At 57.4% G+C, this 15,641-nt stretch carries 15 protein-coding genes; 1 reads left to right on the plus strand and 14 read right to left on the minus strand.

Annotated features, from left to right (window positions below; genetic code table 11):
- Window positions 1-163: 163 nt before the first annotated feature.
- The 8 genes from K1Y02_19325 to K1Y02_19360 form a co-directional block, all read right to left on the minus strand.
- Window positions 164-460 (minus strand): hypothetical protein, encoded by a 297-nt coding sequence (locus K1Y02_19325; GenBank protein MBX7258521.1) that lies wholly within the window; start codon window positions 458-460, stop codon window positions 164-166.
- Window positions 457-2,856, minus strand: a complete 2,400-nt coding sequence (pheT, locus tag K1Y02_19330) for a phenylalanine--tRNA ligase subunit beta (GenBank protein ID MBX7258522.1) — start codon at window positions 2,854-2,856, stop codon at window positions 457-459. The genes K1Y02_19325 and pheT overlap by 4 nt, the downstream gene beginning before the upstream one ends.
- Window position 2,857: 1 nt before the next feature.
- Window positions 2,858-3,865, minus strand: a complete 1,008-nt coding sequence (pheS, locus tag K1Y02_19335; GenBank protein ID MBX7258523.1) for a phenylalanine--tRNA ligase subunit alpha — start codon at window positions 3,863-3,865, stop codon at window positions 2,858-2,860.
- A gap of 5 nt (window positions 3,866-3,870) precedes the next feature.
- Window positions 3,871-4,551: a YggS family pyridoxal phosphate-dependent enzyme gene (locus K1Y02_19340; protein ID MBX7258524.1), complete on the minus strand. Its 681-nt coding sequence runs from the start codon at window positions 4,549-4,551 to the stop codon at window positions 3,871-3,873.
- A 140-nt stretch (window positions 4,552-4,691) separates the two neighbouring features.
- On the minus strand, window positions 4,692-6,575 hold the full coding sequence (locus K1Y02_19345; GenBank protein ID MBX7258525.1) for a hypothetical protein: 1,884 nt from the start codon (window positions 6,573-6,575) through the stop codon (window positions 4,692-4,694).
- Between the two features lie 6 nt (window positions 6,576-6,581).
- A complete protein-coding gene (locus tag K1Y02_19350) occupies window positions 6,582-7,424 on the minus strand; it encodes an ABC transporter permease (GenBank protein ID MBX7258526.1) in 843 nt (280 codons plus the stop codon).
- Window positions 7,421-8,383, minus strand: a complete 963-nt coding sequence (locus K1Y02_19355) for an ABC transporter ATP-binding protein (protein MBX7258527.1) — start codon at window positions 8,381-8,383, stop codon at window positions 7,421-7,423. Before K1Y02_19355 ends, K1Y02_19350 begins: the two co-directional genes overlap by 4 nt.
- 462 nt (window positions 8,384-8,845) lie before the next feature.
- Entirely contained in the window at window positions 8,846-9,940 is a 1,095-nt protein-coding gene (locus tag K1Y02_19360) for a DUF481 domain-containing protein (protein MBX7258528.1), read from the minus strand.
- Window positions 9,941-10,089: 149 nt separating this feature from the next.
- Here K1Y02_19360 and K1Y02_19365 point away from each other — a divergent pair, with 149 nt between their 5' ends.
- Window positions 10,090-11,331, plus strand: coding sequence for an AI-2E family transporter (locus K1Y02_19365; protein MBX7258529.1), 1,242 nt, complete (start codon window positions 10,090-10,092; stop codon window positions 11,329-11,331).
- Here the strand turns inward: K1Y02_19365 and pssA are convergent.
- The 6 genes from pssA to rpmE are packed head-to-tail and all read right to left on the minus strand — an operon-like array spanning window position 11,229 to window position 15,627.
- The gene (gene pssA / locus K1Y02_19370; protein ID MBX7258530.1) at window positions 11,229-12,116 is read right to left on the minus strand and encodes a CDP-diacylglycerol--serine O-phosphatidyltransferase; all 888 of its coding nucleotides are present in this window, start codon (window positions 12,114-12,116) and stop codon (window positions 11,229-11,231) included. The genes K1Y02_19365 and pssA overlap by 103 nt on opposite strands.
- A 16-nt stretch (window positions 12,117-12,132) precedes the next feature.
- A complete protein-coding gene (locus tag K1Y02_19375) occupies window positions 12,133-12,792 on the minus strand; it encodes a phosphatidylserine decarboxylase family protein (GenBank protein MBX7258531.1) in 660 nt (219 codons plus the stop codon).
- Window positions 12,789-13,484, minus strand: a complete 696-nt coding sequence (gene radC, locus K1Y02_19380; GenBank protein ID MBX7258532.1) for a DNA repair protein RadC — start codon at window positions 13,482-13,484, stop codon at window positions 12,789-12,791. Before radC ends, K1Y02_19375 begins: the two co-directional genes overlap by 4 nt.
- Entirely contained in the window at window positions 13,481-14,317 is an 837-nt protein-coding gene (prmC, locus tag K1Y02_19385; GenBank protein ID MBX7258533.1) for a peptide chain release factor N(5)-glutamine methyltransferase, read from the minus strand. Before prmC ends, radC begins: the two co-directional genes overlap by 4 nt.
- An 8-nt stretch (window positions 14,318-14,325) precedes the next feature.
- Complete coding sequence (gene prfA, locus K1Y02_19390) at window positions 14,326-15,402, minus strand: peptide chain release factor 1 (protein MBX7258534.1); 1,077 nt, start codon at window positions 15,400-15,402, stop codon at window positions 14,326-14,328.
- A gap of 21 nt (window positions 15,403-15,423) precedes the next feature.
- Window positions 15,424-15,627, minus strand: a complete 204-nt coding sequence (gene rpmE / locus K1Y02_19395) for a 50S ribosomal protein L31 (protein MBX7258535.1) — start codon at window positions 15,625-15,627, stop codon at window positions 15,424-15,426.
- Window positions 15,628-15,641 lie beyond the last annotated feature (14 nt).

Raw genomic sequence — 15,641 nt, forward strand, 5'->3', positions numbered from 1 at the left:
GTGAGCAGCGCGTAGACCTGGGTGTTGATCTTACCCCCTTGCGCCTCTATCTGCCGGAATCGGTCGTTCACCTGGGCGACGATTGAGTCGGTCGTTGCGTCGTTCTCAATCAGGGGCACCTTTAGCGGTACGCCCGCGAGGCGAACCTCCTTCCGGTCGCCGTTCATCGTTTTAGCTCCTGGCCGAGCGCCCTGGCGTGGCCTCGTAGAGTTCTCAGACGAAGCCTAACTTCCTCCCGCTCCTGCCGGAGGTCAGCGATTTCTTTGGTGAGTTCGTCGAATTCCTCGGCGGTGTGCTGAAGGGTTGCCAGCATCTTGCTCTTGCGCCACTGCTCCTTGACGAGTTCTTCCCGAGCGTCTTTGTGGCTGTCGATGGCGGAATTGACTTTCGAGATCGCGTCGCGCAGCTTGGCCAGGGTCTCCGTCATGGCCTCGATGCGCGATTCGATCTCCCTGTTCATCGCAGGACGGCGCCGTAGTCGGCCTTCAGGCGCGCCAGGATAGCGTCCCAGTCGGCTTGGACGTCGGTTTCTGTAAGGGTCCGCTCGTTGGATTGGAACACAAAGCCTAGCGCCAGGCTCTTCTTGCCTTCCGGCACCTGCTTGCCGGTGTAGACATCGAACAGCGATACCGATTTGAGGTTTGCGCCTCCAGCCTTCTTGGCGGTATCGAGCACGTCGCCAGACGGCACGCCAAGGTCCAGGATCAAAGCCATGTCGCGCGTGGACGCGGGATACGCCGGAATTGCCTGGAAGTGTCGCGTTTTCGATGCCAGCGTCAGCAACTGCTCCAGGTCCAGTTCGGCGAGGAAGACAGGTTGTTCAATCTCGGCCGCGCTGAGGGCTTCATCAGACACCCTGCCCAAGGTCCCTAGTTCTGTTTCGCCGCAGAGCACTCTCCCCTGCTGTCCCTTTTCAAACGCAGGCAACTGACCTTCCTGCCAGTTCAACTGCAAGCCAAAGCGGACGCCTATCGCCTCGATAAGTCCTTTTACGTCAAACAGGTCGCAGGAGTTCTGCGTGCCGCTCCAATGCCGGTCCTCCCTAAGTCCGGTGTAAACAATTCCCAGCATCAACTGCTGGCCAGGAAGTTCTTCTCCATTTGACGCTGGACGGTACGTCGGACCAACCTCGAAAGCACGCAATCCAGCGCAACCTCTCCGTATGTTGAGCGATGCTGTGGAGAGCAAACCCGGAAGCAGCGAAGTTCGCATAGTCTGCAGGTTCTCGGATAGCGGGTTTTGGAGGGCAACCATATCGGCGTAGCAGCCGTCCAGTCTGCACCGTTGAACTTCTTCCGGACTCGTAAAGGTCATACTCATGAGTTCGGTAAGACCGAGGCCCGTAAGGAAACGGCGCATCTCGCGTATGCCATCTTCTTTTGGCGCAAATACTTGCATGTTCTTTCGGACCCGAGGAATCGAGGCTTCAATATTCTCGAAGCCGTACATTCGGGCGATCTCCTCGATCAGGTCGGCTTCCTGCTTGACGTCGTGGCGCCAAGTAGGAACCTGTACGAGACATCCCTGGTTGTCTGCCTTAATCGTTTTGAAGCAAAGCGACTCCAGAATTGCCTTCTGCCTCTCCCCTTCAATTACTTTGCCGACTAGTGCATTGGCGCGGGCATACCTCAGACTGACCTCGACCACCGGGAGCGGCCGCGGGTACTCATCGATGACTCCGGGCGCGACGGTCGCTCCGGCTAGCTCCTGCATCAGAGCCGCCGCCCGGTCAACCGCGTAACGAGCCATTTCCGGGTCGGCACCGCGCTGGAAGCGTGCGGACGCCTCGGTATGCATGCCAAGTTTACGTGACGTCTTGCGCACGGAACTTGGGGCGAAGAATGCGCTTTCCAGGAAGATGTTTACGGTGCTTTCACTCACCTCAGAATCGAAGCCGCCCATGACGCCAGCAACAGCGACGGGGTTCTTGGCATCCGCAATGACGAGCATGTCGGGATCGAGGGTGCGCACTTGTTCGTCGATTGTTCTGATTGTTTCACCACGTTTCGCACATCGCACAACTATCCGATTTTCCAACAACTTATCGTAGTCGAAAGCATGCAATGGATGGCCGGTTTCGAGCAAAACAAAGTTGGTTATGTCAACTACGTTGTTGATTGGACGCTGTCCGGCGTTAGTCAGGCGCTGCGCCAGCCATTGCGGAGAGGGTCCAATTTTGACATTGGTAAGCACTCGGCCAATGTAACGGGCGCACAAGTCGGGGTTTTCAATGGTCACGGAAGAGAGCTTGCGCGCCTCTTCCCCACCTTCGTTCAATGTAATATTTGGTATTCTCAGCGACGTACCATAGAGGGCGGCCAACTCCCTGGCCACGCCGATCATGCTGGCCCAGTCACCTCGGTTGGGAGTCACTTCGATCTCGTAGACAACGTCATCTAAACCTAACAACTTGACTGCGTCGCCTCCAACCGGCATGTCGGACGGAAGGATCAGCAAGCCTTCGTGATCCTTCCCCATCCCCAACTCCCGGGCGGAGCACATCATCCCGCATGACTCGATACCGCGCATCTTACGCCGGGTAATCGTGAAGTCTCCGGGCAGCGTCGCACCGACGACCGCTGTGGGGACAAGGTCGCCCTCTTTCATATTCTTGGCGCCGCAGACAATCTGGAGCGGTTCTGGCTGGCCCACGTCGGTCTTGCAGACAACGAGTTTGTCCGCATCGGGATGCTTCTTTATCTCAAGTATGCGCCCGACGATGACGTTGCTTATTCCTTCCCCAGGACGCTCGATGGCCTCGATTTCCAGCCCGAGCATGGTAAGATCCTGGGCCAACTCGTCCGGGGTTCGCGCAATGTCGACAAATTCTTTCAGCCAATTCAATGACACGTTCATATTAGAACTGCTCCAAGAAGCGTAGGTCGTTTTCGTAGAGGTAGCTGATGCTGCTGATGCGATGCCGGACCATGGCAATACGGTCGATCCCCAAGCCGAAGGCGAAGCCGGTGTACTTCTCGTAGTCGTAGCCGGCGTAGCGGAAGACTTCAGGATGCACCATGCCGCAGCCCAGGATTTCGAGCCACTTGGTCTGACTCCCCCCTCCCGGTCTTTCCGAGGTCCAGAGGATGTCCATTTCGGCGCTTGGCTCGGTGAACGGGAAGAAATGGGGCCGGAAGCGCACTTTGGTGTCCTTGCCGAAGAACCGCTGTACGAACATGAGGAGCGTGCCCTTCAGGTCGGAGAAGCTTACGCCCTCATCCACGAGGAGTCCTTCAAGCTGGTAGAACATGGGGCTGTGCGTGGCATCGGCGTCCACCCGATACACGCGGCCCGGGGCAACCACGGCGACAGGGGGCTGAGTCTTCTCCATGACCCGCATCTGCACGGGAGACATGTGTGTGCGCAGAACGACGCCGGGCCTGATGAAGAAGGTGTCATGGGCATCCCGTGCGGGATGGTCCTGCGGCGTGTTCAGGCTGTCAAAGTTGTAGTATTCGGTTTCGATATCGGGGCCTGTGGCAATCTGGAAGCCGATTTCGCGAAAGATGTCGATGATTTCGTCCGCGGTCTGCAGCACCACGTGCGCGTGCCCCATGGGTGGACGCCTGCCCGGAAGGGTCAGGTCGACGCGTTGAGCGGCGCGCCGCTGGGCGCGTTCGGCCTCATCCAATGCCTGTTGGCGCGCTTCGATCTGTTGGGTGAGCAGTTGCTTCAGGACATTGGCCGCCTTGCCCAGGGCGGGCCTCTGTTCGACCGGCGCCTCGCTAACGGAGCGCAGCACTCCGGTCAGGACGCCATTGCGTCCCAGGAACTTCACGCGAACCTCTTCGATACGCTTCAGCGAATCCGCTTGACTAACTTCCTCAAGCGCCTCACCCTGGATGCGCTCCAATACCTCCTGCATCGTACTCATTCCTCTCGTCGCTCGAAGAGCGCACTGCCAATCCGGACTTCAGTGGCCCCTTCTTCAATCGCGATTTCGAAATCGTTTGTCATACCCATCGATATGCGCGGCAGACCATGTGATTGCGCGAGCTTTGCGAGCCGCGCAAATACCGGACGCACCCGCTCGGCTTCCAGCTCAAACGGAGCCATGGTCATGACTCCTTGCACGTCGATGCACTTCAACTGTCGCATTCGGTCCAGGGCATGAGCAAAGCTCTCGGGCTCAAACCCATGTTTCGAGGCTTCGCCGGAAACGTTCACTTCCACGAGAACCGGCAAGGGCCCTGGTCTTCCCTCAGACCGCTTATTGAGCTCTTCGGCCAATTCCAAGCGGTCCACAGAATCGACCGTGTCGAAGAGGCCGATCACGTCCTTGGCCTTTCGGCGCTGAACGGTGCCAATCATGTGCCAGCGGAGCGACTCGGGGAGCCGATCGCGCTTGGCCAGTATCCCGGCCAACCGGTTCTCTCCAAAATGCACTACACCTCGCTGGGCCAGCGCCTGCACCTCTTCCACACCGACACTCTTCGTAACCGCGACCAGAGTCACGGAACCCGCCGGACGCCCTGAACGCGACAATGCCGCTTCGATTCGCGATTGCACGTCGGCCAGGTTCGCGTCGATTATTCGGTGGTTAATAGACACTGGCAGGACACTTCACGGGTAACCAAGTCCCCCGATATTTTAGTGACGGCCCGACACGAGTGCAACCATCCATCACGACACACTTATGGTTATGCGGAGTATGCACATGGCTTCGGCGCACGGATCGGGATCGATAGCCGTTACGACGGATTCTTTGCGGCTCCGGTCGCAGCCTTAGCGAACGCAAGCGGAAGTAGCAGACCATCCGTCTTCGCAGCCTTGGCCGGCTCGCTCGCCTCGTAGCGGTACCAAACGTCACCCATGCGATAGACAATCGGACCATCCAACGTCTTGGTTGGGGTCGTCGCCTCGGGATGCTCCCACAAGAGTTCATACCAAGCGTCGCTATTCGCCTGAACGGGCGTCGTCGAATCGCCTTGATAGCCCTCTTGGTACCAAGTCCTGTCCGCGTCGGAGAAGTAGAACATCTTTCCGTCAATCGACTTGGGCAAGTGAATGGTGTATTCCGCGGCCTGAGCCTCGCGATCCAACTGCCTCAATTCGGTCACCTGCAGCGGGATGTTGCCCTCACGCTTATACTCCAGCATCAAGTGAGTGCCCTGATCCCAGAACTCGTTGCTTTCCCAGCGGGCTCTGTCTACCTCGACAATTGCCTCCAAATAGAGGCCTTGACGTCGCAACTGCTCAGCCTTTATGCGCGCCAAACGCGCCACGGCGAACGTGTCCTTGTTCAACTGGCCGGCATCTTCGTTGACGAGCTTCTGCCAGAATTCGCGCGATTGGGTAAACAACTGCTGCTCTTCCGCCTGTGCGGCCGCAGCATTTGCGCGCCAGACATCGGCCTTCGCCGTATCCCCCGCGGCCTCGGCACGCCGCAGGAGTTCTTCCGCGGCCTTTGCCTGCTCGGACTTCCAGGTCACACTACGGTCGTTGATGCGCCCTTCCATCAGCTTAATGAAGCGCGGCGCGATTTCGTTTGTTGGCTGCCACTCCAGGTAGGCACGCCAACCCTGAAGCGACTCTTCAAGCTGGTCGTTCTCTCCCAGAATGCGATAAAGCTGCCGCCTGACCCAGCGGTCGTGGTCCAACCGTATCGCCTCTTTCAAGTACTTGATCGCGTTGGGATGGTCATTCAATTTGTTCTCGTAAATTGAGTAACCAAGATCGAAGTATAGCTTGTAGTTACGCGGATTGTTCCGGATACCGGATTTAAGGAATTCGATACCGTTGTAGTAGAAGGACTCCTTCTCACCCATCCACGCGTAATACTGAGGATAGAACTTCCTCAACGTCCAGGGCGTGTCCTCCAGATTGGCGGTCGCGTTGTACGAGAGGTGCCAGGCTCCCAATAAATAGGCGTCGACGAATCCGGGATCCAGCAGAACGCATGTCTTCATCAGGGGCACCATGCGGTGGATCTGCCCCATGTGGAAGTAACGGTCAACTTCCAGCCACACCAAATTGGCCGCCATCTTGCGGAATCCGAAGAAGATATTGGCCAGACTGACCTGTCCTTTGGATAGCTCGCCTTCCTTGGACTGGTAGAGGTCTGTGGGGTTCAAAACGGCAACACTGGAGACCCGGCCCTCACGCATGGCTTGCAGGAACTCGGTACGGAGTTCGGCCAACTCAGGACCTTTAGCGTAGCCCCACATTTCCGTGTCGCGCCGGACCTGTTCTTCACTTACGATTTCGCCTACTTCGAGTTCACTCTTTTCAGCTTCCGGGTCCTTTGGAGCCGTCAGGTAGCGGACGACTTTGGGAAGGAGATTTTGGTTTTGATCGTAGTCCGTGTCGCTCTCGGGGATTTCAGGTATCAGAGAATCCGTCTGCTCCACCAGCTTCTGGAAGAGTTCCTCGTCGCGATACTTCTTCGGATCTTCACCATCCGGCACGTGACCGGGTTCGCCAAATAAACGGAATTGGGTCGAGGCCGACATGATCCAACGATAGAAGCTCTCCGCGTCGCGAAGCTGTTGAACGCGGTTCCCCTGAATAGCCCCAAGCGTGAGGCACACCAGAAGGACGGCCCAGAGAACTGCAGCAGTAAGTCTGTTATTCATAGACGATTAGAGTTCTTTTCGACGAAATATCAAGTACGAAATGATATAACCCGAGAGTGCATATGCAAGGCCATACAGAATGAGCTGCGGGATTAGCGCATCGCGCGGCGCATCGTTTGGCGACAGATAGAGGATTTGGTCTTTCAGACTGAAGCTTTGTAGATTCGGCAGAATTCGGAACAGGCCATCCGCGAGGTATCCGACCAACTTATCCATGAACTGTTCCGTCGTTCCCGCGCGCCGTGCAACATCGGCCAGATACTCGGTCAAGTTGCCGGCGATGTAGATGAACAGGCCCGCAATCGTCGGCAGCACAGCAGACGTCGAGGTGCACGATACGGCGAACGTAAATGCCGACACAATCAAGAACTGGAAGTACGTCAACAAGATGGACCACAACAGCAGCGTCGGAAGTACTTGCTGTTTGACATACAACGCGACGAAGAACAACCCGCCCATCAGCGCCAGATTGATGATGACGATGAACTGAACCCCGAGGAACTTGCCCAAGAGATACTGGAACCGGCGAACGGGCTTGGAGAGAATCGTGTAGACGACCTTGTTCTCAACTTCACCGGGGAGTGCCGATGCCGATACGAAAATCGTAATCAACACGCCGAAGATCGAAATGGCCGTGACGCAAATATCCTTGATCAGTTTCGCGTCGACATCCGACTCGACCTGGCCTACCGTTGTTTGCGTCAAGTAGGCTGTTATGAACTGTGACCCGAAGATCACGAGGAAACTCAATATCAGGAAGGCGATTAGTACCTTCTTGCGGATACCTTCGCGCCAGGTGTAGACACCGATGCTCCAGGTTCCGCGCATAAAATCCAGAACGCCGCTCATGAAGCCTTCTTCCCTTCATTGTCTCGCCGAAGGCGCGCTTCTCCGACTACCCGCACAAACAACTCTTCAAGAGTCTCTCTACGCGGCGCCACACCGACTATTGTCAGATTCTGCGACTTCATGACTTCCAGCGCATCGTAGATCGACAGAGACGGTGGCACACGGAATCGCGCCTTGCCTTCAATCACATCGTCCGAGATGATTCCACGTTCGCCCAACGCGCGAATGGCCGCGTCGGTGACGCCCGCGGTGTCGACAGTCACGTCGCGGTCAGCAAGTAGTTCCTGAATGGTGCCCAGCGTTTGGAGTACGCCCTCAAAGAGGATCCCTACCCGGTCGCTGATCAGTTCCACTTCCAACAATTCGTGGCTCGAAATCAACAGCGACTTACCCTCGCTGCGCAAGCGCACGAGCATATCGCGAATCTCTTTGCGCGCCACCGGGTCAAGACCGGTTGTGGGCTCATCAAGGATCAGAATCTTTGGATCGTGGAGCAACGCTTGCGCCAAGCCGATGCGCTGCCTCATGCCCTTCGAATACCCGCGGAGCAGACGTTTGCGCGCGCGGGTCATACCCACGAGTTCCAGCGTCGCGTCGATGCGCTTCTCCAGATTCTTCCCGCTGAGACCGTAGAGCTGGCCGTAGAAGCGAAGGATTTCTTCGCCGCGCAGGAAGTCCGGATAATACGCGCCTTCGGGCAAGTAACCGATGCTCTTCCGGATGGCAGCCGCCCCGATATCGGTCTTTCCCATAATCCGGATATCGCCAGACGTGGGAAATATCAGGCCGAGCAGCATCTTAATCGTTGTCGTCTTGCCTGAACCATTCGGCCCCAAATAGCCGAATATCTCGCGTTCTTCGATGGCAATCGTGAGGTTTTGAAGGGCCTTCACATCTTGGCCGCGAAGGGCGCCTTCATAGACTTTGGTGAGGTTTACTGTTTCGATGACTGGCGGCACAGAAAGTTACCTCGACATGAGACGGACCGTGTGCGACCGTCCTTTGTAGTACGCCGGTTTAATCAAGCAAAGCAGGTTAACGAACGCTATGCCCGCGAGATGATAACAGACGATCATTACGCTGTCAATCAAGGTGCGAATCCAGCAAATACGTGGCGAAGCCGTGACTTCCGACCCGCAAAACACCGGGCACCATCTCGCACTATGGATGCATGGCATGAGGGAGTTATTACAGCGATACTCACGATAGATTTGTCAGAGAAGCGGCCGGCTCAGTCCGCAATTTGCACCGGCGCGATTGAGCGCCGACGCAAATTGCTCACGTGCAAGACCTTGAGGTTATGCCATGAGGATTTTTCGCGAACACACTCAGCTATCGGAGAAACGCCTTGTTTTTCGCCGCAGGTCTCGCAAACACACTGGTTACGAGAGGGGTTCAAGTGTGTTCGTGAGAAATCCGGATTAGAAGTCCCAGGAGATTCCCGCACCTACGGCTGCGCGCCATTCGTTCATATACTGGAACTGCGGCCGATTGTCGAAGTCTACTCGCATGTTCAGTTTCAAGTGCAGGCGATCGGTCAAAGGCACCGAAAGACGCGACTCATACGAAGATGTGAACTCATCAAAGTCTGTGAGGCTTGGGCGCAGCCGCAGTTCCTCTTCCAGCAGGGAATCGCGGAACACTCTGCGCGAATGCGTGAGCGCCAAGTCAAGTCCAACGTCATCGCGATCCTCATCATCGAGCGCCGCACCATACACTCGTCCGCGCAAGCGCGCAAAGCCATCTTCGGGCAGGATATCCAGCGCGCGCCACGCATCTGCGTCATACTCTTCATGCAGGGCACTCAGCCCCAGTCTTCCTTCGAGGGTATCGCGTTCCCCGTCAAGCAGCGTGACGCTGGCCCCGGCTCCGATGCGCGCACGCAACGCTAGCGCCTCGTCCAGGTCGCGTTCCAGTTCCAACTCGAAGAGGGGTCTTAGACGCCCTTCCAGCGGTAGGATAAATTGATGCAGCGAACGTAGTGCCTCGGGTTCCTGGCCTTCGCCAGCAAAATCGATAGTCGTATCGCCGCGATAGTAGAGCGAATCCGAATCATATCTCGTGCGCAAACGCGCGTATAAGGCCACGTAGTCCCTGTTGCCAAAGCGCGATGCCACGCCAGCTTCCAGAAAGCCCAACGGCCCCTCTCCCCCTTCGGGCGTCTCGGGCACACGCGCCGCATTGGCGATATCCGACACCTTCATCGGCCTCGATTTGTCTGTCTGGCTCTCGACAAACTTCAGTCCGCCGTCCTGATTGACTACACGGCCGGTGGCGCGCGTGCCGTCTTTGAATTCGACGACAAAATCAGAAGCCGTGGTGACTGACACGACTTGGCCAACAGGCACCATCATTTTGCCGGCCAGGTTTGCGCGGAACACGACGACATCTTCGGCAATCTCAACGAGACTGCCGTTCATGCGGTCACCGTTCTTCAGGGTCAGCGTGTCGGCCACGGCAATGGCCACGCCGCCCCCTAGCAAGAATAGTGCGATAATCGTCAGCGCCCGGCGCATCTCTCAGTCCTTTCGCCATGCGGGCGTTTACCCCTCTCTACTATAAATGGTAGAATGCTTTCGCTGGCTTTGCAAGTCGATGCAATTCGTTGGCCGGTAGCATCTTAAGCTCCCGCCTGAAGGCACCGCGCGGAAGGAGAACGAGAAGTATGTCGCACCCTGTTCTGGCCAATCCCTGGGTACGCGCTGTCGGCGTGCTGTTGGCAATCGTTTTGGTGGGGATTTTGGCGTACATCCTGCGGCCCGTCTTGATACCGCTCTTTCTTGCTTTCATTGTTGCGTATGTCTTTGACCCGGTTGTCGACTATTTTGAGGCGCGGCGAGTCCCACGAGGCGTGACCATTGCTGGTCTGGCCATTCTGGGAATCCTAGTGATTCTTTGCGTGCCATTTGTGGTTGTGCCTGGGATTATCAGCCAGGGCGACGCCATCATTACGTCTGCGCGAAGCGAGGTGGGTCGCGGAAACGAATGGCTTGAGCAATTGGTAGATAGTCCGCAAGTTGAGCGCGTGCTTCAGCAGGCAGGATGGATCGATCCGAACGATAAGAATCCGGATACCCTGGCCATAATACGCACCAAAGTTGGGGAATACGTTCGCGAGCAGTCTCTTCAATTCGTCCGCAACAACGCGGGAACGCTTGCCGTAGCCGGCAGGAGCGCGGGCGTGAGTATTGCGGGTCTATTCGCCTCATTGGGAAATTCAGCACTGAAGGTCATCCTCTTCGTTGCCAATTTCGCTCTCTTTGCCTTCGTGGCGGGCTATTTGTTGAAGGATTTCGACAGCATCGTTCAGGGAGGCCGGTCACTCATTCCGCCACGGCACTCGCCCAAGACCGTCGAGATTGTGGGCAAGATTGATTCTCAATTGCGGAGTTTTCTGCGAGGCCAGACGACGGTGTGTTTTTGCCTGGGAGCAATGTACACCGTCGGATTCTTGATTTCAGGATTGCAGGTCATGGCATTGGTGATAGGTGCTTTTGGAATGCTCGCGAGCTTCATTCCGTATCTGGGGGTTTTGTTCGTGGCCGTATTCTCACTCACCATGGCCATTGCCCAATACGGCCTCGACTGGCATGTACTGGGTGTGCTGATCACGATCGGGATCGTGCAGGTGCTGGAAGGCAACGTAATAACGCCGAAAATTGTAGGCGAACAGGTTGGCCTGAGTCCCGTGTGGGTCATTCTGGCCATTATGGTGTTCGGCAGTTTCCTGGGATTTCTGGGGCTGCTTCTCGCCGTACCGATTGCGGCTGTCTTGAAAGTCCTGGTCGTTGAGTCGGTCGACGCTTACAAGAGGTCGCCCGTTTTTGAGGGCGGGCCAGCCGTCACACCAGACTCGCCTTCACCGGCAGCCTTGGAACGCCCACCGGCGAGGAAGAAGCGCCGGTAAATGCCGTCGACCACGCCGAATAGGCAGTAGCACGCCGCCATTGGAAACAAGACGATGGAGGGCGAGTGCCTGCTGGCTTGGTCAAAGATCGCGATTGCGACCGCGACAATCGCCAGCAAACGGAAGCCGTGCCGAGGCGCCAGCACCATGGACTTCATCTTGTCCTTTGGATATCGAAGCGTACTGACCATCATGTAGGCGAGCGACAAGGTCAACGGTCCCAACACCCAGAATGCGACATGGTAACCGTAGTACTCCGTGAACAGCACAAACGATGCTATGGTCGCCGCCGCCGCGGGCGAGGGTAAACCTACGAAGTAATCGCGGATTTCGGCCTGATATACGTTGAATCGGGCCAAACGCAGGGCCGTGCAAATGGCGTAGATGATCGCCATTACCGCGCCGGTGCGACTCACGAGCTTTACTTCTTCCGGCAGGTAGACGGTGAAAATCAAGACCGCGGGCGCGACTCCAAACGACACTACGTCGCAGAGGCTGTCCAACTGCTTGCCGAATTCGGACACGCTCTTCGTCATCTTGGCGACCGAGCCGTCGAGCATGTCCATAACGATTGCGGCAAAGATCAGGTAGGCCGCCTTCTCAAAGTGGCCTTCGATTCCGGCAAAAATGCTTGAAATGCCGCAATATAAGTTGAGTGTGGTGATTGCGCTGGCCAAGACGTTGATTGGACGGCGCTTCACTCCGGCGCGCTTGCGGCGCTGAGGCGCCTGCAGTTTGAAGCCCTTTCGCGCCGCTACGTTCTTGAATGGATTCTGCTTCATCATAAACGTTGCCATACCTTTAGGGAGCTGGCACTTCCGCGACCACCGTCGCACCGCCGCTCACCTTCTGCTTCAATGTAACACAAATCTTCGTTCCCGGGGGCAGATAGAGCTCCGTCCGGGAACCGAACTTGATCATCCCGAACTTCTCGCCTTTCTTGAGCGAGTCGCCCACGGCACAGCGGCACACGATGCGACGGGCAACCGCGCCCGAAATCTGGCGCACGGTCATCAGCCCGTGTTCCGTGCGAAAGCGCAGTGTATTCGACTCATTGATGTCGGTCGTGTCGGCGCGCATGGCGTTCTTAAACGCGCCTTCCTTGTAGGCAATCCCCTCCACCGTGCCGTCGAACGGCGCGCGGTTTACGTGGACACTGAAGACCGATAGAAAGATCGAAACGCGCCGGCAAGGTCCGTCGTAGTGCGGGGTGCTCTCGAGGTCCTCGATGCCGACGATGGTTCCGTCTGCGGGAGATACGACCGCATTAGCGGAGGCAGGGACCGCACGCCGGGGATCCCGGAAAAAGAACAACACGTAGGCTCCCGCCAACACGCCGATCACACCTGCCCAGTGGGTCCAGACTCCGCCCCACGGGAGCGCCAGCAAAATGATACCTACGAGAAATGGCGGCAGGTAATACGGAAGCCCTTCCCGCCACGCGCTAAACGGCTGTTTCACATCAGCCCCCTTTCTTTGAAGCTGACGAAACGTCCGTCGCCAAATACCACATGGTCCAAGAGTTTAATCCCCAATACATTCGACGCATCGCTCAGGCGTCTCGTTATGGTCACATCGTCGCGGCTGGGCTCAGGGTCGCCGCTCGGATGATTGTGACACACAATCATCCCCACAGCTCCGTCGCGCACCGCTTGCCGAAAGACGTCGCGCGGCAGCACGGCTGTCGCATCCAATCCACCGGTCGACACATCGACAATCTTGAGCACTTCGTTCTTCGAGTTCAACAACAATGCTTTAAATTCTTCCCGCTCGCAATCCTTGTATCGCACCATCAGGAGCCTGGATACATCATCCGCCTTCGTAATTCGTGGGCGGGCTTCCGCCACGTGCGACGCCAACCGCTTACCCAGTTCGAGGGCCGCTTTGATCTCGATGGCCTTTACCTGGCCAAGGCCTTTCACGCACTGCAACTCTTCCAGCGAGGCCCGAGCCACCGCTCGCAGATCGCCGAATTCTTTCAGCAACCTCTCGGCGAGGGCAATGGCTCCCAGCTCGCGCGTCCCGGAACGAAACAACACGGCGATTAATTCTGCGTCGCGCAACGCTTCGGCTCCGAGGTGCGCCAAGCGTTCGCGGGGGCGTTCTTCTTCGGGCATTTCGCGGACGGCTGTCGAATAGGCCGCAGGCTTCATAACGACGGCCTCACTGCATGCGCGATACGCGGGATACCCGCCAAATCGTTCACCACGTCCGCTTCGCGATATCCTCGATGCTCAAGCAGCGATTTCACTTTCATCCACTGCCCCTCCCCCATTTCGATAGCAAGTAACCCGCCTGGGTTTAGCCAAGTCCAGGCTTCTTCGACAAGCCGTCGAATCACATCCAGTCCGTCCGGCCCCGCGAGCAAGGCCCGCGGGTCTTCGTGAAGCGTGATGGTCTGCGACAATTCGCTCCACTCGCTTTCCGCTACATAAGGCGGATTGGAGCATACTACGTCAAATGTCCCGGCCAATGCAGGAAGGGTATCAAACAAATCGCCCAATCTGAAATCGACACGCGAGGAAAGTCCGAGTGAAGCGGCATTTTCCGAGGCCAGGCGCAGTGCGGCGGGGTTGACGTCCGAAGCGAAGACTTCGGCATTCGGCGCATGTTTGGCCACCGCCAAGGCCACGCACCCCGTCCCCGTGCCAATCTCCAAGACGCGGCACGGCCGCTTGCCCACATGCTCCAGTACGCACTCGACGAGGTGCTCTGTCTCCGGGCGCGGCACGAGCATCGGCGCGCGCACGGCCAGTGGCATCGAAAAGAACTCCCATTCGCCGAGGATGTACGCAACGGGTTCGTGCGCAAGCCGACGTTTAAGGAGTGGCGTAAATGGAGTGGTATCGACCGATTGATCCAGGCGGGAAAGCAATGCGGAACGCGTGATACTGAGTGCATGCGCCAAGAGGAATTCCACGTCGGATTGGGGACTGTCGCTCACGCTCTCGAGCGCGCGCGCTGCCAGCTCGATGCACTCGCGCACCGTGCCCATTACTGCTGGGTCAGCTTAGCCGACCTGTCCGCCGCAATCAGGGCTTCGATAAGCGGTTGGACTTGCCCTTCCATGACCCCTTCGAGATTGTAGAGCGTCATGCCAATTCGATGGTCTGTCACGCGGTTTTGAGGGAAATTATACGTACGAATGCGTTCGCTGCGGTCGCCGCTGCCGACCTGCGTCTTGCGGTCCGCAGAGCGTTTTGCATCCTCTTCTTCCTGCTTCAACACCAGGAGCCGCGCGCGCAACACCATCATGGCCTTCGCACGGTTTTTGTGCTGCGACCGTTCGTCCTGGCACGCGACAACAAGCCCGGTCGGGACGTGCGTGATGCGCACGGCGGAGTCCGTCGTGTTTACGTGCTGGCCGCCCGCACCTGAAGATCGGTACACATCGATCTGCAACTCGGTGGGATCGACGTGAATGTCCACTTCCTCGGCTTCGGGCAATACGGCGACGGTCACCGCCGACGTGTGAATGCGTCCCTGTGCTTCGGTGGCGGGGACACGTTGCACGCGGTGAACGCCGCCTTCGAATTTAAGCTGGCTGTACACGTTGTCGCCGACGACGCGGAAACTGATTTCTTTGTACCCGCCGATGCCGGTTGCGTTCGAGCCCATCAATTCGACGCGCCACCCCTTCAGGTCCGCGAGCCGGCAATACATGCGGTAGAGGTCCGCTACAAACAGCGCCGCTTCCTCGCCACCCGTCCCCGCGCGAATTTCCATGATCGTGTTTTTGGCGTCGTTGGGGTCTTTCGGCAGGAGGAGAATGCGAAGCTCGTCCTCAATGCCTGAGAGAATTTGCTCCGTCTCGCGCTTCTCGTTTTCGGCCATCTCGCGCAATTCGTGGTCGGACTCGTCGCGCAACATCTGTTCGGCGTCACGGTACTGCTTCTCGTACCGCTCGTAACGCCGGAATGCTTCCACGACATCCGCAATCGCGCTCTGAGCCTTCGCTACCTGGCGGTAACGCTCCGGGTCAGACGCGACCTCTTGCTGACCCATCTGATCGGTCAGACGGTCATATTCCTCGGCAATCGAGAGGATTTTTGCGTATAAAATCCGTTCCATGGCGGACCGGAATCGATTCGCTTAATTCTTCTTACCGTACTTGCGGTTGAAGCGATCCACGCGGCCTTCGCTATCCACGAACTTCTGCTTACCCGTAAAGAACGGATGGCACGCCGAGCAGATTTCTACGTTGATCGCCGGCTTCACCGACCGCGTCTCAAAGGTGTTGCCACACGCGCACGTCACCTTCGACGTCACATATTCCGGGTGAATACCACTCTTCACGAAACACTCTCCTT

It is taken from the genome of Candidatus Hydrogenedentota bacterium (genome assembly GCA_019695095.1).
In the GTDB taxonomy this organism is placed as follows: Bacteria; Hydrogenedentota; Hydrogenedentia; order Hydrogenedentales; family SLHB01; genus JAIBAQ01.